The organism is Albidovulum sediminicola (assembly GCF_025751575.1).
Classification (GTDB): domain Bacteria; phylum Pseudomonadota; class Alphaproteobacteria; order Rhodobacterales; family Rhodobacteraceae; genus Albidovulum; species Albidovulum sediminicola.
In genome coordinates, this window is record NZ_JAOWLA010000001.1 from 83,602 (window position 1) to 107,472 (window position 23,871).

The window sequence follows — 23,871 nt, forward strand, 5'->3', positions numbered from 1 at the left end:
CTTTCACGAAGGGCCGGGCGCGGCAAGGTTCAGTAGCCGTAGAAGAGGCCCGCGTTGTTCTGAAGCACGATGCGAATGGCGATCAGCGCGATGAAGGCCGCGAGCGGCGCAAGGTCAAAGCCCGGCGTGCGCGGCAGGAAGCGCCGGATCGGGGCATAGATCGGCTCCAGCATACCGTTCAGACCGTACCAGATCTGCGCCACAAGGGGCTGGCGGGTGTTGAGCACCTGGAAGCTGATCAGCCAGGACATGATGATATGCGCGATCATGACGAACCAGACCACGTCAAGGATCAGCGTCAGGATGTCATAAAGCGACTTCATCGGGCCTCCGGTAATTCAGGGTCGGACCACAGGTAAGCGGTCGCCGCCCGGGGCGCAACCATCTAACGCAACGTCGGGGTTGACCTTCCCCGGCGGCAGGGCGCCCATGCGCCAACGCCTTGCAGGAGCCGCCATGTATCCCTTCGTCCGCATGTTCAAGGAAAACTTCCTGGCCCGCCGCGCCGCGCCGCTTGGGCTGACGGAAACGCATGTTTCCCATCACATCTGCTGGCCCTGGGACCTGGACCCCTGGGTCGAGTTGAACAACGGCCGCACGCTGACGCTTTTTGACCTGGGCCGTCTGCCGCTGGCGATCCGCACCGGCTTGATCGGGGTTCTGGCGACAAATGGCTGGGGTATCACGGTCGCGGGCAACACGCTGCGCTACCGCCGCCGTGTCCGCATGTTCGACCGGCTGGAGATGCACAGCCGCTGCATCGGCTGGGACGCGCGCTTCTTCTACATGGAACAAAGCATGTGGCGGGGGGACGACTGCACCAGCCACATGCTGCTGCGCTCGGCCATCACCTCCGCCAGCGGCATCGTCCCGCCGGCACAGGTGCTCTCGGCGATGGGTCATGGGGTGGACAGCCCCGATCTGCCGGGCTGGGTCACCGCCTGGATCGAGGCCGACGCACAGCGCCCCTGGCCGCCCGTGCGCTGAGCCGGGCTTACTCTGAGCCGCCTTGCGCCCCCCGGCCTTTTCGGGCTTCATCAGGAAAAACCAATGGGGCGCAGCAGGCATGGCCGTTTCGGCACGCAAACGCATCTGGGGCTGGTTCTTCTTCGACTGGGCCAGCCAGCCCTACAGCACGCTTCTGTTGACCTTCATCTTCGCGCCCTATTTTGCCGAGGTCGCGCGCGCCCATTTCACCGCCGCCGGCGCAGGCCCGCAAGCCGCGGCGGCCCAAGCCCAAGCCTATTGGACCGGCGGGTTGACGGCCGCCGGGATCGTGATCGCGATCCTCGCGCCGATCCTTGGTGCGGTCGCGGACGGCAGCGGCAACCGCATGGGATGGATCCGCGGGTTCTCGGGGCTCTACATCCTCGCGGCCTTCGCGCTCTGGTGGACGGGCGCCACGGGCGGTCTTTTCTGGCCGGTGGTGTTCTTCGGCCTTGGCCTGATCGCGATGGAGTTCGCGACGATCTTCACCAACGCGCTGATGCCGCATCTGGCGGTGCGCGAAGAGCTTGGCCGTGTTTCGGGGTCGGGCTTCGCCTTCGGTTATGCGGGGGGTGTGCTGGCGCTGTTCCTGGTGCTGGGCTTCTTCGCCGAGAACGCCGAAACCGGGCGCACCTTCCTGAAGATCCCGCCGGTCCTCGGCCTCGACCCGGCGCTCAGGGAGGGGACGCGCGCCGTCGGCCCCTTCACCGCGATCTGGTACGCGCTTTTCATGATCCCCTTCTTCCTCTGGGTGGCTGAGCCGCTTCGGCCCAAGACCCATCCCGCCCGCCGGGCGCTGGCCCGGCTTTGGGACAGCCTGAAGGCGCTGCCGCGGCGCAGGAGCCTTGCGGCCTACCTTGCCTCCTCGATGTTCTACCGCGATGCGCTGAACGCGATCTATGGGCTGGGCGGGGCCTTCGCCTCGAACGTGCTGGGCTGGAGCGTCACGCAAAGCGGCACCTTCGGCGTCATCGCGGCGATCACGGCGGCGGCGGCCTGCTGGGCGGGGGGGCGGCTTGACGGCCGACTGGGGCCCAAGCCGGTCATCATCGGGTGCATCCTGGTCCTGATCGCGGTTTGCGTGACACTGATGGGCCTGTCGCGCGACACCCTCTTCGGCGTCGCCCTGGCCGAAGGATCGGCCCTGCCGGACCAGATCTTCTACCTTTGCGGCGCGCTGATCGGGGCGGCGGGCGGCGTGCTCCAGGCCTCCAGCCGGACGCTGATGGTCTATCATGCCGACCCTGACCGCGCGGCCGAGGCCTTCGGGCTTTACGGGCTCTCGGGCAAGGCGACGAGCTTTCTGGCCCCGGCGCTGATCACGGCGGCCACGGCGATGACGGGCAGCGCCCGGCTTGGCATCGCGCCGCTCATCCCGCTTCTGGGCCTGGGTCTTGTCCTGCTGATCTGGGTCGCCCCGAAAGGAGACCGCTGATGTTTCGCACCGCTATCCTGCTTCTTGCGCTTCTTGCGGCCGCGCCTGCGGATGCCCAGGACCTTGCCAACCAGCTTTTCGGGGCCAAGCGCGCGGCTGCGGCCCTGCCGCCGGAACCGATCGGTTCCTATGCCAAGGGCTGCGGCGCCGGCATGGTCCAACTGCCCGAAACCGGGCCGACCTGGCAGGCGATGCGCCTGTCGCGCAACCGCAACTGGGGCCAGCCGGAGCTTGTCGCCTATATTGAAGACCTGTCGCAGGCCGCGCAATCCGTCGGCTGGCCCGGCCTTTACATCGGCGACATGTCCCAGCCGCGCGGCGGGCCGATGACCTCTGGCCACGCCAGCCACCAGATCGGGCTCGACGCCGACATCTGGATGCTGCCGCCGCGCCGGCTGACCCTGTCGGCGGCGGAGCGGGAAAAGATCAGCTCCGTCTCGGTCCGGACCGACGACCAGACCCGGATCAACGGCAACTGGACGCCCGCGCATGGCGCGCTTTTGCGGCTGGCGGCCTCCGATCCGCGGGTGGACCGCATCTTCGTCGCCGCGGCGGTCAAGATCGAGCTCTGCCGGACCGCCACCAAGGGCGACAAGGGTTGGCTCCAGAAGATCCGCCCGCTTTATGGGCACAACACCCATTTCCACGTCCGCCTGAAATGCCCCAAGGGCGCGCGCTATTGTGAGACCCAGAAACCCACCGTGGCCGAGCTTTCCAAGGGTGGCGACGGTTGCGACGAAAGCCTGAACTGGTGGGTGACGACCTATCTTGAAGAGCTGAAGAAGCCCCCCAGCAAGGAAAAGCCCAAGGGCAAGCGCAAGAAAACCGCGCGCGAATTCACGATGTCGGACCTGCCAAAGCAATGCGCGCTCGTGCTCTCCTCGGACTGAGCGGGGCGCTTGCGGTCCTGGCGGCGCCGCTGCAGGCCGCCCCCCGCGCCGACCTGCTGGGGGCCTTCGTCTGGCGGCACGACGATCCGGACTTCGGCGGCCTGTCGTCGCTTGAGCTTGCCGCCGACGGCCTGGGTTTCCTGACCGCCTCGGACCGGGGACGGCTCTTCACCGGGCAGTTCGAGCGGGACGCGACGGGCCGGGTCATCGGTGCCCGGATCGAGAGGTCTTTCCCGCTGCGTGATCCGGAGGGTGCCCCCCTTGACGACAGCGACGCCGATTCCGAGGGCCTGGCCGTGCTGCCCGACGAGACGATCGTCGTAAGCTTCGAGGAGGACCACCGGCTGTCCTTCCAGCCGCGCCCCGACGCGCCCGCCAGGATCCGACCTGCCCCCGCGCTTTCGCTCGACTGGTGGGAAAACCAGGGGATGGAGGCGCTCGCCGCGGCGCCCGACGGGACGCTCTGGGCGCTGGCCGAGGGCGCGGTCGGGGGCGTACATGCGGTGCTGCGCTTAGCCGAAGGCGCCTGGCAGACACCCCTGGCGCTTCCGGCTGAGGGCGGCTGGCATCCCGTCGGCGCCGATTTCGGACCGGACGGGCGGCTTTATCTGCTGGAACGCGACTTCTGGCCCTTCATCGGATTCATGACGCGGGTGCTGCGCTTCGATCTGAGCGATGCGGGTCTTTCGCCCGCCACCGTCCTCTTCGAGACCCGCGCGGGCGCGTTCGACAACCTTGAGGGGCTGGCCGCCTGGCGGGACAGCACGGGCGCGATCCGCCTCACGCTGGTCTCGGACGACAACTTCCTTCCCGTTCAGAAGACCGAGATCGTGGACCTGCGGATCACGGAATGACTTGACCGCCGCGCCTTGGGCACATAAAGCCCGCCCGTTCCGGATGGGCCGGGACCAAGTCTCCGCGACCTTGTAAAAAACGGACCAGTCATGACCCGCAATCTGATCCCTGGCATTCTCGCCATGGCCGCCATCGTGGTGGCCTCGAACATCCTCGTGCAGTTCCTTTTCGGCCAATGGCTGACCTGGGGCGCCTTCACCTACCCCTTCGCCTTCCTCGTGACCGACCTGACCAACCGCCTTCAGGGCGCCGCCGCCGCCCGCAAGGTCGTCGTCGCGGGCTTCGTCATCGGCCTGATCTGCTCGCTCATCGGCAGCCAGATCATGGGCGAGTTCGGCCCCCTGGTCACGCTGCGCGTTGCCATCGGCTCGGCGCTGGCGTTCCTGCTCGCGCAGCTTCTCGACATCAGCGTCTTCAATCGCCTGCGCGAGGGAAGCTGGTGGCGCGCGCCGCTCGTCTCGACGCTCGCGGGCTCGTCCCTCGACACCGCGCTGTTCTTCACGGTGGCATTTTCGGCGTCTCTTGCGTTCATCGACCCGGCGACCGACGTGAGCTGGGCGGGCGAAACGCTGCCGCTGATGGGCGTCGGCCCGATGGTCCCGCTCTGGGTTTCGCTCGGCTTCGCCGACTGGCTGGTGAAATTGTCTTTGGCGGCTGTCGCATTGGTGCCATTCCGCATGATTGTCGGAAAATTGACCGCAAAGCTTGCGTGAAAGGTTTTGACAAACACAAAATCTGTGGCAGCCTGTGGATAACGGCAACCCAGCGAAAGGAGGTGATCCAGTGTCTAGAGTGATATTGGAGAGAGGTGTCAGGACAGTAATGGAGGCCGTGGCCTGAGGGCAAACCCGAAGGTTTCAACCCATGACTGGGCCATGCCGAACACCGGCACCCTAACTGGTCCATCTCCTTAGATCTCGGAGGGCCGCTCCAACCCGGAGCGGCCCTTTCCGTTTCCGGCCGCCACCCTTGACCCCGGGCCGCCAAGCGCCCAGAACGCCCCGCATGCTCTGGATCAATGACACCATCGCTATCGCCGACTGGGAGCTGAGCGAAAGCTTCATCCGGGCCTCCGGCCCCGGCGGGCAGAACGTGAACAAGGTGTCGAGCGCGGTCGAGTTGCGCTTTGAGGCGGAGCGCAGCCCGAACCTGACGGCGCCGGTCAAGACCCGGCTGAAACGTCTGGCGGGCCGTCGCTGGACCGAAGGCGGCGCAATCGTGATCCGGGCCGAGGAAAGCCGGAGCCAGGCCCAGAACCGGGAAATCGCGCGCGAACGTCTTGCCGAGCTGATCCGCCAGGCGCTGATCGCCCCCAAAAGGCGTATCGCGACCAAGCCGACGCTGGGCAGCCAGCGCCGCAGGCTTCAGGCGAAAAGCGAACGCAGCGCCGTCAAGGCGCTGCGTGGCAAGGTCGAGGACGAATAGTTCAGCCCTTGACGCGTTCGTTCCGCGTGGCGATCAACTTCAGGCGCAGCGCGTTCAGCCGGATGAAGCCCGCCGCGTCCTTCTGGTCGTAGGCGCCGGCGTCCTCCTCGAAGGTCACATGTTTTTCGCTGTAAAGCGAATGATCCGACCGGCGCGCGACGGTGCGGGCGGAACCCTTGTAAAGCTTCACGCGAACGGTGCCGGAGACATGCTCCTGGCTCTTGTCGATCAGCGCCTGGAGCATCTCGCGCTCCGGGCTGAACCAGAAGCCATTGTAGATCAGCTCCGCGTAGCGCGGCATGATCGAGTCCTTCAGGTGGCCCGCGCCTGCGTCCAGCGTGATCTGCTCGATGCCGCGATGCGCCTCCAGCAGGATCGTCCCGCCGGGCGTCTCGTAGACGCCGCGCGACTTCATGCCGACGAAGCGGTTTTCCACGAGGTCGAGGATGCCGACGCCATGCTTGCCGCCCAGCTCGTTGAGCTTGGTCAGGATCGTCGCCGGGCTCATCGCCGCGCCGTTGATGGCAACCGCGTCACCCTTTTCGAAGGTGATCTCCACGAATTCCGGCGTATCGGGGGCGTCCTCGGGCCGGGTGATGCGCTGCAGGACGTATTCGGGCGCCTCCTCGGCCGGGTTTTCCAGAACCTTGCCTTCGGAGGAGGTGTGCAGAAGGTTCGCGTCGACCGAGAACGGCGCCTCGCCGCGCTTGTCCTTGGCGATCGGGATCTGGTTCGCCTCGGCGAATTCCAGAAGCTTGGTGCGGCTGGTCAGATCCCATTCCCGCCAGGGAGCGATCACCTTGATATGAGGGTTCAGCGCATAGGCCGAAAGCTCGAACCGGACCTGGTCGTTGCCCTTGCCGGTCGCGCCGTGGGCCACCGCATCGGCGCCGGTCATCTCCGCGATTTCCACCAGCCGCTTGGAGATCAGCGGCCGCGCGATCGAGGTGCCCAGCAGGTAGAGCCCTTCGTAAAGCGCGTTGGCGCGGAACATCGGGAAAACGAAATCGCGCACGAATTCCTCGCGCACGTCCTCGATATGGATGTTCTCGGGCTTGATCCCCAGAAGCTCGGCCTTCTTGCGGGCGGGGTCAAGCTCCTCGCCCTGACCGAGGTCGGCGGTGAAGGTCACGACTTCGCAGCCGTATTCGGTCTGAAGCCATTTCAGGATGATCGAGGTATCGAGACCGCCGGAATAGGCAAGGACGACTTTCTTCGGGGCAGACATGGGGCAGCCTCATTCAATGAGTCAATTCGGCTGCCGTTTATTGGGTTTCCGCGTGCCGGGCAAGGGCGGAGGGCCGCAGAATGCCAAACAGCGGTCAGGCGCTGATGCCGAGCACCGTTCGGATCAGTTCCACCGCCTCCGGAGAAAGGGTGCGCCCGTTGGAGGCCGCAGCCAGCGCAATCGCCTCGTTCTCGATCGCGGCATTCAGCACCGTCTTATCGATGTCGCCCTGATCGTAAGCGGCCTGCGCCTCGATCGTCGCTTCGGCGGCGGCAAGATAGGTGCGGTAGCGCCCGATCTGGCTGCGCTTGCTGGCCCGCGCCAGCGCCGAGGAATCCGCGATGACCGCCTCCAGCGCCTTCAACTCCGAGGCCAGCAGTCCATAGTTCGCGGTGACAGAGATCTTGATGGACTGGACCGACGCGGCCTTCGCCTTGCCCTTGGCCTTTCCGTTGTTCCCGTTGCTGCCCTTGCCGTTGCCACCAGCATTCCCGCCGCCGTTACCACCCCCGTTTCCGCCGCCGTTTCCGCCGCCGTTGCCGCCATCGTTCTTCGCATAGGCGGCATCGAGGCCGGCCAGCGAGGCGATCGGAGCAAGCGGGCCGCCAAGCAGGGCCGCGATGGCAAGCGCCGTGAAGAGGGTCTTTGGAAGTCCAGCAGACATGGTATCCACCGATGGTGCGCCCGGAGGGGCAAATTGGTTGATTTCCCCTGAATGAAGCCAGAGCGACTTGTCAAAAATAAGGCAAAGTCGGGCCAACCATCGGCGCTTCGCAAGATCGCACGTCGCTGCGCATCCCCGATCGGGCTTGACATCGCCGCCACCGGATGCGGCAAAGGGCGCGCTTTTCGCCATTCGGGATACCGGACCGTGACCTCCTTTACCGATCGTGCCGTCGAAACGGCCAATTCCCTGCGCGCCTTGTTTCCCGAGACGCCCCTGCAGTTGAACGTTCACCTTTCGCAGCGCTACGGGGCCGAGGTCTTCCTCAAACGGGAGGACCTGACACCGGTGCGCAGCTACAAGCTGCGCGGCGCCTTCAACGCGATGCGCAAGGTTCTGGCGCGCGACCCGGGCCAGCGGCATTTCGTCTGTGCCTCGGCAGGCAATCACGCGCAGGGCGTGGCCTATGCCTGCCGCCATTTCGGCGTGTCCGGCACCGTCTTCATGCCCGTCACCACACCGCAACAGAAGATCGACAAGACCCGCGCCTTTGGCGAGGGCAATATCGAGATTCGCCTGACCGGCGACTATTTCGACCAGACGCTGGCGGCCGCGCAGACCTATTGCCGGGATGTCGGCGCCTGGTTCCTCTCGCCCTTCGACGACGAGGACGTGATCGAGGGTCAGGCGAGCGTCGGGGTGGAGATCCTGGACCAGCTCGGCCGCGCGCCGGATCTCGTGATCCTGCCCGTGGGGGGCGGGGGCCTCTCGGCAGGCGTCACCTCCTACCTGCGGGACGCCGCGCCGGCCACGCAGATCCGCTATGTCGAGCCTGCGGGCGGGGCGAGCCTTGCCGCCGCCATTGTCGCGGGTGCCCCGGTCACGCTGAAACGGATCAACAGCTTCGTCGATGGCGCGGCGGTCGCGCGCGTCGGCGCGCTGACCTTCGAGCGCCTGAAAGGCGCCAGGCCCGAACAGGTTCTGGCCGCCCCGGAAGACCGCATCTGCATCACGATGCTGGAGATGCTGAACGTCGAAGGCATCGTTCTGGAACCCGCCGGGGCCTTGTCCGTCGATGTGCTGCCCGAGCTTGCCGAGGAGATCGCCGGCAAGACGGTGGTCTGCGTGACTTCGGGCGGCAACTTCGACTTCGAGCGCCTGCCCGAGGTCAAGGAACGCGCCCAGCGCTTCGCAGGGCTGAAGAAATATTTCATCCTGCGCATGCCGCAGCGCCCTGGCGCCCTGCGGGAATTCCTGGAAATGCTAGGCCCGGACGACGATATCGCCCGCTTTGAGTATCTGAAGAAGTCGGCGCGCAACTTCGGTTCCGTCCTGATCGGGATCGAAACCAACGCGGCGGAGAATTTTGTCCGGTTCTGCGAAAAGCTTGACGCGGCGGCCTTTGTCTACCGTGACATCACCGAGGACGAAACGCTCGCCGAATTCCTGATCTAGGCGACCGAGCTTCGCCCCGCCTCCGACGCAAGACCCGCCATGAAGGCGGCCCGCGATCGCACGTAGATTTCGATCACCGCGCCGATATCGACAGCGGCCGCTTCGCCGTGGGCGGCCTGACGCTCGCCTTCCTGGCAGATGGCGCCGAAATCGACGAATCCGAGGTTCCAGGCGCCGCCCTTGAGGAAGTGCAGGTCCTGCTCGAAATGCCGCGGCTCTGGGCTGGCGCGCAGGCGCGCGATCACGGATTCCACCTCGTCGAGGAAAAGCTCCACGACCTCGTCGAAGCTTTCATCCCCTATCTCAGCCCTGAGGCTGCTCACCCGTGCCCAGTCGATCATCGCACCCGCCCCTTCGCTTCCCCGCGTCAAGGGTAGCAACGCAGGTGTTGATGCCCGGTTAACGATCGGAGGCCAAAGGCGATTCAGCCCGCGTTAACGCGGCGGCGGTTAGGCTCGGGGCCGCATTAGACGCCTGGTCCTTTCGTGAATTCAGCCCTTCCACAGACAGCACGCGGCGTTTCGGTGGCCGCTTCTTCCGCCGCGACGGCACGCCGGATTCTGGTCGTCGATGACAGCCGCGTGCAGCGCAAGATCCTGGCAAGCCAGATCGCCCGCGCGGGCCATGACGTCATCGAGGCCAGTTCCGCCGAGGAGGCGCTGGAGATCTGTCGCGCCGGGGCGCCGGATCTCGTGATCTCGGACTGGATGATGTCCGGGATGAGCGGGCTGGACTTTTGCCGGTCCCTGCGCGCGCTGCCCTCGGACAGCTACGTCTATTTCATCCTGCTGACGTCCAAGACCGAGACGGCCGAGGTGGCGCTGGGCCTCGACATCGGGGCTGACGACTTCCTCACGAAGCCCGTGTCAGGCGACGAGCTCAGGGCCCGCATCGTCGCGGGCGAGCGGATCCTTCGCATGGAACGCGAACTGAAGGACAAGAACCGCCTTCTGGAAACGACGTTGGGCAAGCTTCAGCTGCTTTATGATTCGATCGACCGCGACCTGATCGAGGCGCGAAAGCTTCAGCAAAGCCTGGTGCGGGAACGCTTCCGCCGGTTCGGCCCGGCCGAGGTGACCTTGCTGCTGCGTCCCTCGGGTCACGTTGGCGGCGACCTTGTGGGCTTCTTCCAGATCGCGGAGGGGCGGATTGGCGTCTTTTCGATCGACGTCTCGGGCCATGGGATCACCTCGGCGTTGATGACCGCGCGGCTCGCGGGCTTCCTGTCGGGAAACACGCCCGAACAGAACCTCGCGCTTGTGCCGGCAGAAAGGGGCTATGGTGCGCGGCCTCCGGGGGAGCTTGCCGGGCTCCTGAACCGGATCGTCCTGCGCGAAATGCAGACCGAGACCTACTTCACGCTCGCCTATGCCGACATCGACCTGGTCACAGGCCGCGTCGGGCTGGTCCAGGCCGGGCATCCGCACCCCGCCGTCCAGCGCCGCGATGGCCGGGTGGAGTTCGTGGGCGCGGGCGGCCTTCCCATCGGCCTGATCGAATGCGCGGGCTATGAGACGACCGAACTCGCGCTTGCGCCGGGGGACCGGCTGTTCCTGATGTCCGACGGGATCTCTGAGGCACCGGGGCCGGATGGCGGCCAGCTTGGGCCCGGCGGCCTGGCCGAGATCCTGACGGCCTGCCGCAACCTTCGCGGCGATGCGTTCATGGCATCGCTGATGATGCGGCTCGAAGCCTGTTCGGACGGGGAGTTCCCGGACGACGTGTCGGGTGCCCTGATCGAGTTCGTGGGCCGCGCTCAGCCCTGAGCGCGCCCGATTGCCCGCGCAAGGAAGTGGCGGTCGCCCTCGTTGTCCAGGATGCGGACGGCGTCGCGGGCGGGCACCCACAGCGCCTGGTGGCCGGGCTCCAGCGGCGGGCCAAGGCGCCGGACCGGGCGGGCGAGGTAGATGGTGCAGAGCTTCTCGGCCCATTTGTCGTATTCGGGCATGTAGGTGAAGCGGCGGAAGGCCCCCAGCCGGCGCGGCGCGGCCATCGACCAGCCGGTCTCCTCATAGACCTCCCGGTGAAGGGCGCGCAGCGGCGATTCGCCGGGGTCCACGCCGCCGCCGGGCAGCTGGAATTCGGGCTCCGGTTCGGCCTGATGCGTGATCAGCACGTCCCCGCCGAGCGCCAGGACCGCGTAAACACCGTGCCGGATGCGATATTTCTGATCGGCCCGTACCGCTTCGCCGAAACGCCTGATCATGCCCGCCCCCTTGGCGCACAGGTTGCCGTCCCCATATGGAAGCGGTATGCCAAGGCCTCGGCCAAAAGGAAACCCCATGACAAGCCTGTCGCAGATCGTCTGGGACGATACAGTCCTGCCTTTTCAACTCGACCGCTCCGATATCCGGGGACGGGTCGCGCGCCTTGACGGGGTGCTCGAAAGGGTGCTGAGCCAGCATGACTACCCCGCCGCCGTCGAGGCGCTGGTGGCAGAAGCGGCGCTTTTGACCGCGCTCATCGGCCAGACGATCAAGCTCAGGTGGAAGCTCTCGCTCCAGATCCGGGGCGACGGCCCGATCCGCATCATCGCGACCGATTACTACGCCCCCGCAAGCGACGGCGCCCCGGCGCGGATCCGCGGCTGGGCCAGTTTCGACGCCGAACGCGTCGTGCCCGATGGCCATGCCTTCAGCCAGATCGGCAAGGGCTATTTCGCGATCCTGATCGACCAGGGCGCGGGCAATGTGCCCTACCAGGGGATTACGCCGATCGCCGGCAGGTCGCTGGCGGCCTGCGCCGAGACCTATTTCGCGCAGTCCGAACAGCTGCCCACGCGGTTTTCGCTGGCCTTCGGCCGGTCGCGTCTGCCGGGGCAGGACGAACACTGGCGTGGCGGCGGCGTGATGCTTCAGCACATGCCCAAGGCCTCACCGCTGGTCGCGCGCGACGATGCGACGGGCGAGGGCGGCCTGCTGGCGGCGCGCGACATCCTTGAGGGCGAAGAGGGCGACAACTGGAACCGGGCCAACCTGCTGCTCGACACTGTCGAGGAGCTGGAACTGATCGGCCCCTCGGTCCAGCCCACCGACCTTCTGGTCCGGCTGTTCCATGAGGAGGGGCCGCGGGTCTTCGACGCGCAGGCGGTCCAGTTCGGCTGCACCTGCTCGGCCGACAAGGTCCGCGAAAGCCTGTCGATCTATTCGGCCAAGGACATCGCGCATATGACCACGAACGAGGGGATCGTGACGGCGGACTGCCAGTTCTGCGGCGCGCATTACGAGTTCGATCCCACAACCCTGGGGTTCGAGGCGCAGGAGCGTCGGGATGACAACGCCTGACCCCTTGCCCGGTCTTGTGGCCGCACTCGGGATGCCGGGGCGGCCGACATCCGACTATGACCTCAACCCCGGAACGGTCTTGCCGGAGGGGCGGCTGCTGAAACCGGCGGCCGTCCTCGTGCCGTTTCAGGCCGGGCCGTCCGGGCCCGAGATCATCCTGACCAAGCGCGCCTCGCATCTGAAGCACCACGCGGGGCAGATCGCCTTTCCCGGCGGCAAGGTCGATGCGACCGATGCCGGGCCCGTGGACGCCGCGCTGCGCGAGGCGCAAGAGGAGATCGGCCTGGCGCGCGGCAACGTGGCGGTGCTGGGCACGACCGAGGCCCATGAAACGGTTACCGGGTTCACGGTGACGCCGGTCCTGGGGCGCATCCTTGCCCCCTTCGATCCGCGACCCGAGGCCGGCGAGGTCGAGGAGGTCTTTGCGGTGCCGCTTGCGCATCTGGCCGATCGGGCGAATTACCGCATCGAGGGGCGTCGCTGGCGCGGCCAGTGGCGGCGCTATTACGCGGTCCCCTACGGCCCCTATTACATCTGGGGCGCGACCGCGCGTATCCTGCGCGCGCTGGCAGACCGGCTGGACACATGAGGATCACATGAGGATCAGCGGCGACTGGTTCGAGGCGGCGCATGTGCAGCGCGTCCTGGCCCTGCTGAGCGACGCGGGGCATCAGGCCTATGTGGTCGGCGGCTGCGTGCGCAACGCGCTGCTGTCACAGCCGGTCGCGGATATCGACATCTCCACCGATGCCGTGCCCGAACGTGTCGTGGATCTGGCGCGGGCCGCGGGGCTCAAGGCGGTCCCGACCGGGATCGAGCATGGCACCATCACCGTCGTGGCCGATGGCGTGGGCCATGAGGTCACGACCTTCCGCCGCGACGTGGAAACCGACGGGCGGCGCGCGGTGGTGGCCTATTCCACCCGGATCGAGGAGGACGCGGCACGGCGCGACTTCACCATGAACGCGCTTTACGCCGACGCCTCGGGCCGGGTTATCGACCCGATGGGCGGTCTGGAGGATCTGAAGGCCCGGCGCGTGCGCTTCGTGGGGGATGCCGACCAGCGCATCCGCGAGGACTACCTGCGCATCCTCCGGTTCTTTCGCTTTCATGCCTGGTACGGCGACGCGGACGAGGGGCTGGACCCCGCGGGATATGCCGCCTGCGCGGCCAATGCGGCGGGAATGGAGGCGCTTTCGCGCGAACGGATCGGGCATGAGATGCGCCGGCTTCTGGCCGCGCCCGATCCGTCCCAGGCCGTGGCGGCCATGCAGGCCGCGGGCATCCTGGCGCTGGTCCTGCCCGGCGCCGACGCGCGGGCACTGGCGCCGCTGGTGCATCTGGAACCGCCCTATGCGCCGGACTGGCTGCGCCGCCTGATGGTGCTGGGCGCCGCAGGTCCGGAAGAACGGCTCCGGCTTTCCCGGGCCGAGGCGCGGCGGATCGAGCTGCTCCGTTCGGCCCTGTCGGGCGCGGAACCCCCGGCGGTGACCGCCTACCGCAGCGGCGCGGAAATCGCCCGTGACGCGGTCCTGATCACCTCAGCATCGCTGGGCCAGCCGCCGCCCGCCGGGTGGGAGGATGCGGTTGCAAAAGGCGCGGGCGCGGTCTTTCCGCTCAGGGCGGCGGACTTAATGCCCGCCTATTCCGGCCCGGACCTCGGCGCACGTCTGCGCGCGCTGGAGGACCGATGGATCGCCTCCGGGTTCGAATTGTCACGGGAACAATTGCTGGCTTGAAGCTTTCCGCCCACCCGACAACACTTTGCCTTCCGATCCTGGTCCGAGTCTTGCGATGACACCCGAAACCTTCCTTGCCCTTCTTGCGCTCGCCGCCGGGACGCTGTTCACGCCGGGGCCCAACAACGCGATGCTGGCGGCCTCCGGGGCCACTTTCGGCTTTCGCCGGACGGTTCCACACCTGCTGGGCGTTGCGATCGGCTTTCCCGCGATGGTGCTGATCGTCGGACTCGCGTTGGGAGGCCTCTTCCAGACAAGCACCATCATCCAGGAAACGCTGCGCTGGGGCGGGGCTGCGCTTCTGCTGTGGATCGCCTGGAAGATCGCGCTGTCGGGCCGGGTCTCGGTCGGGCGCGGGTCGGGCCGTCCGATGGGATTTCCCGCCGCCGCGGCGTTCCAGTGGATCAACCCCAAGGCCTGGGTCATGGCGATTGCCGCGACCTCCCAATTCGTGACCGGCCCGGCACCGGCTTTCGCGGCCGCCGTCGTCGCGCTGACGTTCCTTTGCGGCGGGCTGATGTCATCGGCGACCTGGACGCTTGCCGGCCAGGCGATCGCGCGCTTCATGACCTCCCCCGCCCGGCGGCGGATCTTTAACCTGAGTATGGCGGGGCTGATCGTTCTGTCCGTCGCGCAACTTCTCTGGCACTGACATTTCCCTTTCGCCCGCCTCGGGATATACCGGGAGGGACTTCGAAAAGGCTGTTTCATGTTCCGGTTCTTCGAGAACCTTGTTGATCCCTATGTGGCCTACGAGGAAAAGGATGCGCCCCCGCGCCGCCTGCTTGCCTTCCTGCGCGATTACGCCCGGCCGTTCCGCAAGGTCTTCGCCGCCGCCATCGCGGTCAAGGTCGTGACCGCCCTGACCGAGGTCGGGCTTCTGTGGTACATGGGGCGGATCGTGGACTTTCTGGCGGGCGAGGAGCCGCGCGCGGCGCTGGCGGCGCATTGGATGGAACTGACCGCCGCCGCCGTCTTCGTCCTGGTCCTGCGCCCTTTCATAGCAGGTCTGGACGTGGCGCTTCTGCACAACACCATCGTGCCGAACCTGCGCACGCTGGTCAGCTGGCGGGCGCATCGGCACATCCTGCGCCAGCCGGTCGGCTGGTTCGAGAACGACTTCGCCGGGCGCATCGCGAACCGGGTCATGCAGACCCCCCCGGCAACCAGCGATGCGGTCTTCCAGCTTCTGGACGCCCTGGCCTTCGCCTTCACGACCTTCCTGGGGTCGGTCGCGCTTTTGTCGGCGGTCGACGCGCGGCTGATGGTGCCGCTGGTGGTCTGGTTCCTGGGCTATGTGCTTTTGCTGCGCGTTTCGGTATCGCGCGTCGCACCGGCGGCGCAGGCAGCCTCGGGCGCGCGCTCGGCGGTGACGGGGCGGATCGTGGACAGCTATGCCAATATCCATTCCGTCAAGCTCTTCGCCCATGACGACCGCGAAATCGCCTATGCCGGAGAGGCGATCGAGAACGCGCGGATCGCGCTGCAGCGGGAAATGCGCATCATCACGCGGATGGACATTCTGCTGACCGCGCTGAACGGGGCGCTGATCGTGGGGCTTTCGGCGCTGGCGGTCTGGCTCTGGTACGCCGGCACGGCCAGTATCGGGATCGTCGCGGTCGCGACGGCCATGGCGCTCAGGCTCAACAACATGACCTACTGGATCATGTGGGCCTCGACCGCGCTGGTGCAGGCATTGGGCACCGTCGCCGAGGGGATGGAGACCATCGCCCAACCGATCGGCCTGGTGGACCGCGCCGGTGCGCGCGCGCTTGACCTGCGCGAGGGGCGGATCGAAATCCAGGGTCTCAGCCATCACTACGGGCGCGGGTCGGGCGGGCTTGCGGCGATCGACCTGACCATCCGGCCCGGCGAAAAGGTCGGGATCGTCGGGCGCTCCGGCGCGGGCAAGTCGACGCTGGTCAAGCTTCTGTTGCGTTTCTACGACGCCGAGGCGGGCACGATCCGGATCGACGGGCAGGACATCGCCTGCCTCACACAGGCCAGCCTGCGGCGCCATATCGGGATGGTGCAGCAGGAAACCAGCCTCCTGCACCGCTCGGTGCGCGACAACATCCTTTACGGGCGCCCCGAGGCAACCGAGGCCGAGATGATCGAGGCCGCCAAACGCGCCGAGGCGCATGAGTTCATCGAGGCCCTGCGCGACCCTGCCGGGCACGGCGGCTACGATGCGCAGGTCGGTGAGCGCGGCGTGAAGCTTTCGGGCGGCCAGCGCCAGCGGATCGCGCTGGCGCGGGTGATCCTGAAGGACGCCCCGATCCTTGTGCTGGACGAAGCGACATCGGCGCTCGACAGCGAGGTCGAGGCCGCGATCCAGAACACGCTATATGGCGTGATGGAGGGCAAGACCGTCATCGCCATCGCACATCGCCTCTCCACCATCGCGCGGATGGACCGTATCGTGGTTCTGGAAGACGGCAGGGTTGCGGAAGAGGGCAGCCATGCCCAGCTTCTGGCCATGAAGGGACTTTACGCACGCTTCTGGGACCGCCAGTCGGGTGGCTTCATCGGCCTGGACGATCACAACGAAGGGACGGCGGGATGAAGCTGGCCACATTGTTCGATGCCTTCGCGCCCGCGGACGGGGCGCCGCCGAACCGGCTTCTGCCGTTCTTCGGCTGGTGCCTGTCGGGGTCCTGGCCAACGCTGATGCTCGCCGCCGCAGCCTCTTCGGTCGCCGGCGTGATGGAGGTCGTCACCGCCTTCTTCCTGGGCCAGGTCATCGACGCGGCCAATGCCTCGGGGCCGGAGAGCTTCTTGACCGACAACATCTGGATGATCGCCGGGATCGTGGTCTTCTTCGTGATCCTGCGGCCGCTCGCGTTCGGGGCGTCCTCGGCGGCGAACTCCATCGCGGTCGGGCCGAACCTGACGCCACTCGTGCTGTCGCGGCTGCACCGCTGGACGATGGGGCAGGCGGTCACCTTCTTCGACAACGACTTCGCAGGACGCATCGCGCAAAAGCAGATGCAGACCGCCCGCGCCGTCACCGATGTCGCGACCGAATTCATCAACACGGTGTGCTTCGCGCTCGCCTCGCTCATCGGGTCGGCGATCTTCCTCCTGGCAATCGACTTCTGGGGCGCGCTCTCGCTCTGCGTCTGGATTCTGGCCTATGCCGGGCTGATCCGCTTCTTCATTCCACGCGTCCGGGTGAACTCCGCCGCGCGGGCAGGGGCGCGGGCCATGGTCTCGGGCCAGGTCGTGGACACGATCACCAACATCAAGACGGTCAAGCTTTTCGCCCATGCGGAGCATGAGGACCGCGCGGCGCTCTCGGCCATGCGCGTCTTCCGCGAACGCGCGCTGGAGTTTGGCGTGATCTCCGCCTGGTTCCGGCTGGCGCTGATGACGCTGGCCGGATCGCTGCCGGTGATCCTGGTGGGCGGGACGCTGGTGCTGTGGAGCCATGGGCAGGCCACCGCCGGCGACATCGCGGCCTCTGGTGCCATCGCGATCCGCATCGCACAGATGACCGGCTGGGTCAGCTTCACGCTGATGGCGATCTATTCGAACGTGGGCGAGGTCGAGGACGGGATGCGGACGCTCACGCCGCCCCATACCCTGACCGACGCGCCGGGCGCGGTCACGCTGCCGCGCTCGACCGGCGAGGTCACCTTCGACCATGTGAGCTTCGCCTATGGCCGCCGGATCGGCGGGGTCGAGGATATCTGCCTGAAGATCCGGCCGGGGGAAAAGATCGGCATCGTCGGCGCTTCGGGCGCGGGCAAGTCGACGCTGGTCGCCTTGCTTCTGCGGCTTTACGACACCGAAAAGGGCCAGGTTCTGGTCGATGGCCAGGATGTACGCACGGTCACGCAAGAAAGTCTGCGCCGGCAGATCGGGATGGTCACGCAGGAAACCGCGATGTTCAACCGGTCCGCGCGCGAAAACATCCTCTACGGCCGGCCCGACGCGACCGAGGAGGAGATCGTCGCCGCGGCCAAGGCCGCAGAGGCGGACGAGTTCATCACCACCTTGATCGATCACAAGGGCAAGACGGGCTATGACGCCCAACTGGGCGAACGCGGCGTGCGGCTTTCGGGCGGGCAGCGGCAACGGATCGCGCTCGCCCGCGCCTTCCTGAAGGATGCCCCGATCCTGGTCCTGGATGAGGCGACCTCGGCGCTCGACAGCGAGGTCGAGGCGCAGATCCAGGAGGCGTTGAACCGGGTGATGCGGGGCAAGACGGTGCTGGCCATCGCGCACCGGCTTTCGACCATCGCGGCGATGGACCGGATCATCGTCCTTGACCGCGGCCGCATCGTCGAGGTTGGCAGCCACGACAGCCTTCTGGCGCGCGGGGGGCTTTACGCGCGCTACTGGAACCGGCAATCCGGTGGTTTCATCGGAACCGAGGAGGAGGCAGCGGAGTGAAGCTGACGGTCGAACGCCTGGGCCATCTGGGCGACGGCATCGCTGCGGGCCCGGTCTTCGTCGCGGGCGCATTACCCGGCGAGGTTGTCGAGGGCGAGGTCGCGGAGGGTCGCATGGCAGCGCCCCGCATCCTGACGCCCTCGGCGGACCGGGTGAAGCCCGCCTGCCCGCATTACCGCGCCTGCGGCGGGTGCAGCCTGATGCATGCCACCGACGATTTCGTCGCGCGGTGGAAGACCGAAGTCGTGCGCACCGCGCTGGAGGGGCAGGGCCTCGACGCCCCGATCCGGGGCATCGTGACCTCTCCGCCGCGCTCGCGCCGCCGTGCCGCGCTGTCGGGACGGCGGTTGAAGAAGGGGGTTGTGGTGGGGTTCCACGGCCGCAGCTCCGACACCGTCGCCGCGATCCCCGAATGCCGGTTGCTGCGGCCGGAGATTCTGGCCGCGATCCCGGCGATGGAGGAGGTCACGGTCGCAGGGGCCTCCCGCAAGGGGGAACTGTCACTGACCGCGACGCTGACCGAGGGCGGAATCGACCTGGCCGTCAGCGGCGGCAAACCGATGGACCCGGATCTTTTCGCAGCACTTGCCGCGATCGCCGGGACGGCCGGCTTCGCCCGCCTGACCTGGGAGGGGGAGACCGTCATCTCCGCCCGCCCGGCCCTGCAACGCTTCGGCCGCGCGCGCGTCGCGCCGCCCGCCGGCGGATTTCTTCAGGCGACGGGCGAGGGCGAGGCGGCACTGCTCGCGCTCGTGACGGAGGCGATCGGACCCGCGCGGCGGATCGCGGACCTTTTCGCGGGCTCCGGCACCTTCGCGCTGCCGCTTCTGGAGCGCGCCGAGGTCCATGCCGTCGAGGGGGAGGCCCCAGCCATCGCGGCGCTGACGGCGGCCTGGCGCCAGGCCGAAGGCCTGCGCCGCCTGACGGCGGAGACGCGGGACCTGTTCCGCCGTCCGCTGATGCCCGATGAGCTGGCCGCCTTCGACGCCGTGGTGATCGACCCGCCCCGCGCGGGGGCCGAAGCTGAGGCGGCGGAGATCGCGAAATCCGCCGTTCCGGTGATCGCGGCGGTGTCCTGCAACCCGGTGACCTTCGCCCGCGACGCACGAATCATGGTGGCGGGCGGCTACGCCATCGACTGGGTCGAAGTGGTCGATCAGTTCCGCTGGTCGCCGCATGTGGAGCTTGTGGCCCGACTGTCACGGCCCGGCGGTCGGATGTAGGCGGAAATTTGCGCACTTCCCGGCACATCGCAACGGGTGTATCACGCAGGAAAACATCTGAGGCAGGACAGACGATGAAGGCTATCGGTGCAGGCTTGGCGGTCGTTGCGGCAATGACCCTGTCGGCCTGTGAGAAACCCAAGTTCCGCAGCTATGACGGCCCGGAGGTCACGCAGATCCTGGTACTGAAGGACAAGCGGACCATGTACCTTCTGAACGGCAACCGCCCGCTGAAGACCTATGAGGTGGCGCTGGGCGGCGATCCCGTTGGCGACAAGAAGATCGAGGGCGACATGAAGACGCCTGAGGGCGCCTATGTCATCAACCGCCGCAACCCCAATTCCGCCTATCACCTGTCGCTCGGTATCTCTTATCCCAATGCACGGGACGTGGAGGAGGCGAAGGCGCTGGGCAAGCCACCCGGCGGCGACATCTTCATTCACGGCCGCGCGGGCAAGAACCGCGGCACCAGCCCGGACTGGACCGCCGGCTGCATCGCGGTCACCGACGATGAGATCGAGGAAGTCTATTCCATGGTCCGGACCGGAACCCCGATCTACATCGCACCATGAAAAAGGCGGCCAGTGGCCGCCTTTCTTTTCAATCTCCTAGACGCCGGTCACCAGCGTCCACCAAAGCTTTCCGCCCGGTTCCTGGAACCAGGCGAAACCGACTTGCCGCGCCGCCGGATCAAGGACCACGGCGCGGGTGTCGGGCACGTCCATCCAGGCCGAAAGCGTCTCGATCTCGGTCTCGTAGGTCTCGGAGATGTTTTCGCCGAGCAGCTGGCCCGCATAGCCCGAACGGCGGACCCGTTCGACCGGGGAGGATCCGTCGGAGCCGAAATGCCAGGGGCGGTTCTGGACCGACATGTCGCGCGAATGGGTCGCGGCGGCGGCCGTCAGCTCGGCGTTCAGCGCCAGCGGCGGCACCCCGGCGGCGGCACGCAGCGTGTTGATCGAGTCAACCATTGAATAGGTCACACGCGAGTCGTCCGCGGCCTTGATCAGATAGACCTTCGGCAGCGGCTTGCCGTCCGGGCCGCGCTGCACCGGCGGCGGCGTACAAGCGGAAAGCAACAGGATCGCGATTGGAATAAGTCCGAGTGGACGTATCATCTGGGTGGTTCCCTGGTTCTACGGTCCCCTTCTTTACAGGCTCCGCCCCGGCGCTTCAAACCACATCTGCAGCGATCGGCGGATAGCCGACGACGACGCTGTCTGGGTCGCTGACAGGGGCGTGAGTTGCCGAACACCGAAAGCAAGAGTAGGTTCCCGCGCATCCCGGCGCCCCGAGGCGCCCAACCACCAAGGAGACCGACATGAGCTCCGATAAGCTAGGCAGGCTTGATCGACGCAGCTTTCTGGGCGCCGCCGCGTTTCTGGGCGCCGTGGCCGCTACCCCCGTGCGCGCGCAGTTCGGCGCCGAGACGACCGAATATGAGTCCGACCCGTCCTCGAACTTCCGCCGCAACATCTCCAGCTTCCGCGCGCTGGACTGGCGGCCGTATTTCGACAACACCCGCGGCGGCGCGATCCTGGTGGACATCACCTCGCGCGCGCTGCACTTCTGGTCCGAGGACCAGTCGACCTACCGCCTCTTTCCGACCAGCGTGCCGCTGACCGAGGACCTGACCCGGCGCGGCCGCACCCAGATCGTGAAGAAGGTCGTCGGCCCCGAATGGCGCCCGACGCCCGCGATGCGCGAACGCAATCCGGAATGGCCGGAATACGTACCGCCGGGCCCCGACAACCCGCTGGGGACCCACGCGCTCTACCTTTCGTGGGAGTTCTACCGGATCCACGGAACCCATGACACGCGCAAGATCGGGCGTCGGTCCTCGAACGGCTGCGTGGGCCTCTACAACGAGCACATAGCGGAACTTTTCGGGCTGACGAAAATCGGTACGCAGGTGTTGCTTATTTGACGACAGGCCTGAAAGCTTTGTGCTCACTGCATGAGGGGCGTTGCAAAATTTTGCCCTTTTGAGTTAGTGAGCGATGCGAGGTACTGAATGAATGCCCGGGCATCCTCATGAAAACTGCGCCGGGTGAACTTGGAGACTCTCAAATGAAAAAGCTTGCTCTTGCTGCTGCCCTCTCGATCGCCGCGACCTCCGCGTTCGCTGGCGGCATGGCTGAACCCGTCATGGAACCGGCTCCGGTTGTCGAGGAAGCTTCCTCGTCGGCTGGCGGCATCATCGTTCCGCTGCTGCTCCTGGTCCTCGTTGCCGCTGCGGCTTCGAACTGATCCGGAAAGCTATCAGGAAAAGGGCGGTGGTACTCCACCGCCCTTTTTCTTTTTTCGGGCCCAGCTTTTTCAGGCCCAACCCGCAAGGTTGTCACCGATGACAGCCATCAGCGCATCGATATGCGCCGCGTCGTCGTTGAGGCATGGGATATAGGTGAAGCTTTCGCCCCCGGCGTGCTCGAACGCCTCGCGAATCTCTCCCTGAATCTCCTCAAGCGTTTCGATGCAGTCGGCCGAGAACGCCGGCGAGATGACGGCGATGCGCTTCTTGCCAGCTTTCGCCAAAGCGGCGACGTGCTGAACCGTGTAGGGGCGCAGCCATTCCTCGCGGCCGAAGACCGACTGGAAGGTCGTGTCGATCGCATCCGCGCCCCATCCCAGCCTTTCGCGCAGCAGGCGCGATGTCTTCTGGCACTGGCAATGGTAGGGGTCGCCTTCCATCAGGTAGCGTTTCGGCATGCCGTGGTAAGAGGCGACGAGCACGTCGGGGCGATGGTCAAGGGCGCCATAGGCCCGCTCGACCGACTGCGCCAGCGCCTCGATATAAAGCGGGTGATCGAAATATTCCGGCGCCACACGCACGGCGGGCTGGCGCTTTTCCTTCATCAGCGCGCGGAACAGTTGGTCATTGGCGGTGGCCGAGGTCGCCCCTGCATATTGCGGATAGAGCGGCAGGAATAGAAGCCGTTCGCAGCCCGCCTCAACCATCCGGCGCAGCACGCTTTCGGTGGAGGGGTTGCCGTAGCGCATGCAGAACTCGACCATCACCTCGGCACCGTAGCGGGTGGCCACGGCGGCGCGAAGCTTCTCGACCTGCGCCTTGGTGATCGTCATCAGCGGGCTTTCCCCCGCCTCGTGATTCCAGATCGACTTGTAGTTCGCGCCTGAGGTGAAGGGCCGCTTACTCAGGATGATCAGTTGCAGAAGCGGCTGCCACTTCCAGGCCGGGAAATCGATCACCCGCTTGTCGGACAGGAACTCCCCCAGGTAGCGCCGCATCGACCAGTAGTCGTAATTGTCCGGCGTCCCGAGGTTCGCGACCAGGATGCCGATCCGGCGGCGCGGTTGGGGCGGATGGTCCTTGGGTGCATGTGCCAGGCGGCCTTCACCGGGCCGGTCGATTGTCGCGGTCATCGGGTTCCCTTCCTGTCGCTCGGCTCGGAGATAATCGGTTTTCCGGCCGCGTCAAACCTTCTTGGCGCCGTTGTCGCCGCCAATGCCCAGCGCCTCGGACAGTCTTTGCACCGCCGATCCGGGCCGCAGGGGCTTTTGCTGGCTTTCGTGCGGCGCCCAGCCGGTCAGAAAGATCATCTCGAAGGTCGCGCGGATGCGGTCGTCGTCCGCCGGAAAGGTCTCGGCGTAAAGGCGGGCGGCCTCGGGGAAGAGCGCCCGGCCAGGCCAGCGCCGGCTGCGGGCGGCAAGCGCGTTGCCCTCCCCCATCGCGCGCAGGTCCGCGATCAGGTGAAAGGCCGTGCGGTAAGTCACGGTCTTGACCGCCGAATCGGCGACCGGAAGTGCGAAGCCGGCACGTTGCAGCAGTCCGCCAAGATCCCGGATCTCGGCCATCGGCAGCACACGCAGCGAAAGCCCGCCGCTTGCGCGGGACTCGGCCTCCGCCAGGACCGCGCGCAACTCGCTCAGGCTGCGGCCGCCGAAGAGGACCGCCATGAAGAGCCCGTCGGGGCTTAACGCGCGGCGGCACTGCACAAGCTGGCCCACCGGGTCGTTGGCCCAATGAAGCCCGAAGGCATGGATGACAAGGTCATGCGCGCCCGGTTCCACCTGAAGCAGGTCGGCATCCGCGACGCGCGGCACGCCCGGCCAGAGGCTTTGCCAGGGTTCGGCGAAACCGCTCACGATCAGCGGTTTCGTAAACCGTCTGTTAACCTCGCCCAGCCTTTCCTTGATCTCGTCGGCTGCCTCTTCCTGGAGGAACAGCTCCGCACCCTGCCTCAGGGCGCGGGCGCGGTTGCGGGCCAGGGCGGCGGCATCGGTCATCAGGGGTGGCGTCTGCATGGCGCGACCCTAGGGGTTCCCT

Annotated in this window: 26 protein-coding genes; 18 read left to right on the plus strand and 8 right to left on the minus strand. The window is 66.7% G+C overall.

What is annotated here, in order from left to right; translation table 11 throughout:
* Window positions 1-29: 29 nt before the first annotated feature.
* Window positions 30-323 carry a YggT family protein gene (locus OE647_RS00440; RefSeq protein ID WP_263719616.1) on the minus strand — a complete coding sequence of 98 codons (294 nt, stop codon included), beginning with the start codon at window positions 321-323 and terminating at the stop codon, window positions 30-32.
* A gap of 133 nt (window positions 324-456) precedes the next feature.
* Between OE647_RS00440 and OE647_RS00445 the strand changes: the two genes are divergently transcribed.
* The 6 genes from OE647_RS00445 (at window position 457) to arfB (ending at window position 5,592) form a co-directional block, all read left to right on the plus strand.
* Window positions 457-987, plus strand: coding sequence for an acyl-CoA thioesterase (locus OE647_RS00445; protein ID WP_263719617.1), 531 nt, complete (start codon window positions 457-459; stop codon window positions 985-987).
* Window positions 988-1,066: 79 nt separating this feature from the next.
* Complete coding sequence (locus OE647_RS00450) at window positions 1,067-2,422, plus strand: MFS transporter (protein WP_263719618.1); 1,356 nt, start codon at window positions 1,067-1,069, stop codon at window positions 2,420-2,422.
* Complete coding sequence (gene mepA / locus OE647_RS00455) at window positions 2,422-3,312, plus strand: penicillin-insensitive murein endopeptidase (protein ID WP_263719619.1); 891 nt, start codon at window positions 2,422-2,424, stop codon at window positions 3,310-3,312. Before OE647_RS00450 ends, mepA begins: the two co-directional genes overlap by 1 nt.
* On the plus strand, window positions 3,285-4,166 hold the full coding sequence (locus OE647_RS00460) for an esterase-like activity of phytase family protein (protein ID WP_263719620.1): 882 nt from the start codon (window positions 3,285-3,287) through the stop codon (window positions 4,164-4,166). Before mepA ends, OE647_RS00460 begins: the two co-directional genes overlap by 28 nt.
* Window positions 4,167-4,256: 90 nt before the next feature.
* Entirely contained in the window at window positions 4,257-4,880 is a 624-nt protein-coding gene (locus tag OE647_RS00465) for a queuosine precursor transporter (protein WP_263719621.1), read from the plus strand.
* A gap of 292 nt (window positions 4,881-5,172) precedes the next feature.
* The gene (arfB, locus tag OE647_RS00470; protein WP_263719622.1) at window positions 5,173-5,592 is read left to right on the plus strand and encodes an alternative ribosome rescue aminoacyl-tRNA hydrolase ArfB; all 420 of its coding nucleotides are present in this window, start codon (window positions 5,173-5,175) and stop codon (window positions 5,590-5,592) included.
* 1 nt (window position 5,593) lies between these two features.
* Here the strand turns inward: arfB and OE647_RS00475 are convergent, their stop codons facing one another.
* Together OE647_RS00475 and OE647_RS00480 are read right to left on the minus strand one after the other, a co-directional pair.
* Window positions 5,594-6,820, minus strand: a complete 1,227-nt coding sequence (locus OE647_RS00475; RefSeq protein WP_263719623.1) for an argininosuccinate synthase — start codon at window positions 6,818-6,820, stop codon at window positions 5,594-5,596.
* A gap of 94 nt (window positions 6,821-6,914) precedes the next feature.
* Window positions 6,915-7,484, minus strand: coding sequence for a hypothetical protein (locus OE647_RS00480; RefSeq protein WP_263719624.1), 570 nt, complete (start codon window positions 7,482-7,484; stop codon window positions 6,915-6,917).
* 207 nt (window positions 7,485-7,691) lie between these two features.
* Here OE647_RS00480 and ilvA point away from each other — a divergent pair, with 207 nt between their 5' ends.
* Window positions 7,692-8,939 (plus strand): threonine ammonia-lyase IlvA, encoded by a 1,248-nt coding sequence (gene ilvA / locus OE647_RS00485; RefSeq protein WP_263719625.1) that lies wholly within the window; start codon window positions 7,692-7,694, stop codon window positions 8,937-8,939.
* Here ilvA and OE647_RS00490 read toward each other — a convergent pair.
* The gene (locus OE647_RS00490; protein WP_263719626.1) at window positions 8,936-9,280 is read right to left on the minus strand and encodes an Hpt domain-containing protein; all 345 of its coding nucleotides are present in this window, start codon (window positions 9,278-9,280) and stop codon (window positions 8,936-8,938) included. The two genes, ilvA and OE647_RS00490, sit on opposite strands and share 4 nt — an antisense overlap.
* A 183-nt stretch (window positions 9,281-9,463) precedes the next feature.
* Here OE647_RS00490 and OE647_RS00495 point away from each other — a divergent pair, with 183 nt between their 5' ends.
* Entirely contained in the window at window positions 9,464-10,705 is a 1,242-nt protein-coding gene (locus tag OE647_RS00495) for a PP2C family protein-serine/threonine phosphatase (protein ID WP_263719627.1), read from the plus strand.
* Here the strand turns inward: OE647_RS00495 and OE647_RS00500 are convergent.
* Window positions 10,696-11,145: an NUDIX hydrolase gene (locus tag OE647_RS00500; protein ID WP_263719628.1), complete on the minus strand. Its 450-nt coding sequence runs from the start codon at window positions 11,143-11,145 to the stop codon at window positions 10,696-10,698. The two genes, OE647_RS00495 and OE647_RS00500, sit on opposite strands and share 10 nt — an antisense overlap.
* 76 nt (window positions 11,146-11,221) lie before the next feature.
* Here OE647_RS00500 and hslO point away from each other — a divergent pair, with 76 nt between their 5' ends.
* From hslO to OE647_RS00540, 8 genes are all read left to right on the plus strand, one after another.
* The gene (hslO, locus tag OE647_RS00505) at window positions 11,222-12,223 is read left to right on the plus strand and encodes an Hsp33 family molecular chaperone HslO (RefSeq protein ID WP_263719629.1); all 1,002 of its coding nucleotides are present in this window, start codon (window positions 11,222-11,224) and stop codon (window positions 12,221-12,223) included.
* Window positions 12,210-12,812, plus strand: a complete 603-nt coding sequence (locus tag OE647_RS00510) for a CoA pyrophosphatase (protein ID WP_263719630.1) — start codon at window positions 12,210-12,212, stop codon at window positions 12,810-12,812. Before hslO ends, OE647_RS00510 begins: the two co-directional genes overlap by 14 nt.
* A 7-nt stretch (window positions 12,813-12,819) precedes the next feature.
* Window positions 12,820-13,962, plus strand: coding sequence for a CCA tRNA nucleotidyltransferase (locus tag OE647_RS00515; RefSeq protein ID WP_263719631.1), 1,143 nt, complete (start codon window positions 12,820-12,822; stop codon window positions 13,960-13,962).
* Between the two features lie 55 nt (window positions 13,963-14,017).
* The gene (locus OE647_RS00520; RefSeq protein WP_263719632.1) at window positions 14,018-14,614 is read left to right on the plus strand and encodes a LysE family translocator; all 597 of its coding nucleotides are present in this window, start codon (window positions 14,018-14,020) and stop codon (window positions 14,612-14,614) included.
* A 57-nt stretch (window positions 14,615-14,671) separates the two neighbouring features.
* A complete protein-coding gene (locus tag OE647_RS00525) occupies window positions 14,672-16,528 on the plus strand; it encodes an ABC transporter ATP-binding protein (RefSeq protein WP_263719633.1) in 1,857 nt (618 codons plus the stop codon).
* Window positions 16,525-18,360: an ABC transporter ATP-binding protein gene (locus OE647_RS00530; RefSeq protein ID WP_263719634.1), complete on the plus strand. Its 1,836-nt coding sequence runs from the start codon at window positions 16,525-16,527 to the stop codon at window positions 18,358-18,360. Before OE647_RS00525 ends, OE647_RS00530 begins: the two co-directional genes overlap by 4 nt.
* On the plus strand, window positions 18,357-19,583 hold the full coding sequence (locus OE647_RS00535; protein ID WP_263719635.1) for a class I SAM-dependent RNA methyltransferase: 1,227 nt from the start codon (window positions 18,357-18,359) through the stop codon (window positions 19,581-19,583). Before OE647_RS00530 ends, OE647_RS00535 begins: the two co-directional genes overlap by 4 nt.
* Window positions 19,584-19,657: 74 nt before the next feature.
* Entirely contained in the window at window positions 19,658-20,155 is a 498-nt protein-coding gene (locus OE647_RS00540) for a L,D-transpeptidase family protein (protein WP_263719636.1), read from the plus strand.
* Between the two features lie 36 nt (window positions 20,156-20,191).
* Here OE647_RS00540 and dalA read toward each other — a convergent pair whose 3' ends face one another.
* Window positions 20,192-20,701, minus strand: a complete 510-nt coding sequence (gene dalA, locus OE647_RS00545; RefSeq protein ID WP_263719637.1) for a divisome-associated lipoprotein DalA — start codon at window positions 20,699-20,701, stop codon at window positions 20,192-20,194.
* 203 nt (window positions 20,702-20,904) lie between these two features.
* On the opposite strand from dalA, the gene OE647_RS00550 reads away from it, so the two are divergent.
* A complete protein-coding gene (locus OE647_RS00550) occupies window positions 20,905-21,510 on the plus strand; it encodes a L,D-transpeptidase (RefSeq protein WP_263719638.1) in 606 nt (201 codons plus the stop codon).
* 143 nt (window positions 21,511-21,653) lie between these two features.
* On the plus strand, window positions 21,654-21,833 hold the full coding sequence (locus OE647_RS00555) for a hypothetical protein (RefSeq protein ID WP_263719639.1): 180 nt from the start codon (window positions 21,654-21,656) through the stop codon (window positions 21,831-21,833).
* 69 nt (window positions 21,834-21,902) lie between these two features.
* Here OE647_RS00555 and hemH read toward each other — a convergent pair whose 3' ends face one another.
* Window positions 21,903-22,967, minus strand: coding sequence for a ferrochelatase (gene hemH, locus OE647_RS00560; RefSeq protein WP_263719640.1), 1,065 nt, complete (start codon window positions 22,965-22,967; stop codon window positions 21,903-21,905).
* A 51-nt stretch (window positions 22,968-23,018) separates the two neighbouring features.
* Window positions 23,019-23,849 carry a methyltransferase domain-containing protein gene (locus tag OE647_RS00565; protein WP_263719641.1) on the minus strand — a complete coding sequence of 277 codons (831 nt, stop codon included), beginning with the start codon at window positions 23,847-23,849 and terminating at the stop codon, window positions 23,019-23,021.
* Window positions 23,850-23,871: the final 22 nt, after the last annotated feature.

Excerpts from the sequence above, each read along its gene's own strand:
- OE647_RS00440 (WP_263719616.1), bottom strand. The coding sequence starts at position 323 with ATGAAGTCGCTTTATGACATCCTGACGCTGATCCTTGACGTGGTCTGG.
- OE647_RS00445 (WP_263719617.1), top strand. The coding sequence starts at position 457 with ATGTATCCCTTCGTCCGCATGTTCAAGGAAAACTTCCTGGCCCGCCGC.
- OE647_RS00450 (WP_263719618.1), top strand. The coding sequence starts at position 1,067 with ATGGCCGTTTCGGCACGCAAACGCATCTGGGGCTGGTTCTTCTTCGAC.
- mepA (WP_263719619.1), top strand. The coding sequence starts at position 2,422 with ATGTTTCGCACCGCTATCCTGCTTCTTGCGCTTCTTGCGGCCGCGCCT.
- OE647_RS00460 (WP_263719620.1), top strand. The coding sequence starts at position 3,285 with ATGCGCGCTCGTGCTCTCCTCGGACTGAGCGGGGCGCTTGCGGTCCTG.
- OE647_RS00465 (WP_263719621.1), top strand. The coding sequence starts at position 4,257 with ATGACCCGCAATCTGATCCCTGGCATTCTCGCCATGGCCGCCATCGTG.
- arfB (WP_263719622.1), top strand. The coding sequence starts at position 5,173 with ATGCTCTGGATCAATGACACCATCGCTATCGCCGACTGGGAGCTGAGC.
- OE647_RS00475 (WP_263719623.1), bottom strand. The coding sequence starts at position 6,820 with ATGTCTGCCCCGAAGAAAGTCGTCCTTGCCTATTCCGGCGGTCTCGAT.
- OE647_RS00480 (WP_263719624.1), bottom strand. The coding sequence starts at position 7,484 with ATGTCTGCTGGACTTCCAAAGACCCTCTTCACGGCGCTTGCCATCGCG.
- OE647_RS00490 (WP_263719626.1), bottom strand. The coding sequence starts at position 9,280 with ATGATCGACTGGGCACGGGTGAGCAGCCTCAGGGCTGAGATAGGGGAT.
- OE647_RS00500 (WP_263719628.1), bottom strand. The coding sequence starts at position 11,145 with ATGATCAGGCGTTTCGGCGAAGCGGTACGGGCCGATCAGAAATATCGC.
- hslO (WP_263719629.1), top strand. The coding sequence starts at position 11,222 with ATGACAAGCCTGTCGCAGATCGTCTGGGACGATACAGTCCTGCCTTTT.
- OE647_RS00510 (WP_263719630.1), top strand. The coding sequence starts at position 12,210 with ATGACAACGCCTGACCCCTTGCCCGGTCTTGTGGCCGCACTCGGGATG.
- OE647_RS00515 (WP_263719631.1), top strand. The coding sequence starts at position 12,820 with ATGAGGATCAGCGGCGACTGGTTCGAGGCGGCGCATGTGCAGCGCGTC.
- OE647_RS00520 (WP_263719632.1), top strand. The coding sequence starts at position 14,018 with ATGACACCCGAAACCTTCCTTGCCCTTCTTGCGCTCGCCGCCGGGACG.
- OE647_RS00525 (WP_263719633.1), top strand. The coding sequence starts at position 14,672 with ATGTTCCGGTTCTTCGAGAACCTTGTTGATCCCTATGTGGCCTACGAG.
- OE647_RS00530 (WP_263719634.1), top strand. The coding sequence starts at position 16,525 with ATGAAGCTGGCCACATTGTTCGATGCCTTCGCGCCCGCGGACGGGGCG.
- OE647_RS00540 (WP_263719636.1), top strand. The coding sequence starts at position 19,658 with ATGAAGGCTATCGGTGCAGGCTTGGCGGTCGTTGCGGCAATGACCCTG.
- dalA (WP_263719637.1), bottom strand. The coding sequence starts at position 20,701 with ATGATACGTCCACTCGGACTTATTCCAATCGCGATCCTGTTGCTTTCC.
- OE647_RS00550 (WP_263719638.1), top strand. The coding sequence starts at position 20,905 with ATGAGCTCCGATAAGCTAGGCAGGCTTGATCGACGCAGCTTTCTGGGC.
- OE647_RS00555 (WP_263719639.1), top strand. The coding sequence starts at position 21,654 with ATGAAAAAGCTTGCTCTTGCTGCTGCCCTCTCGATCGCCGCGACCTCC.
- hemH (WP_263719640.1), bottom strand. The coding sequence starts at position 22,967 with ATGACCGCGACAATCGACCGGCCCGGTGAAGGCCGCCTGGCACATGCA.
- OE647_RS00565 (WP_263719641.1), bottom strand. The coding sequence starts at position 23,849 with ATGCAGACGCCACCCCTGATGACCGATGCCGCCGCCCTGGCCCGCAAC.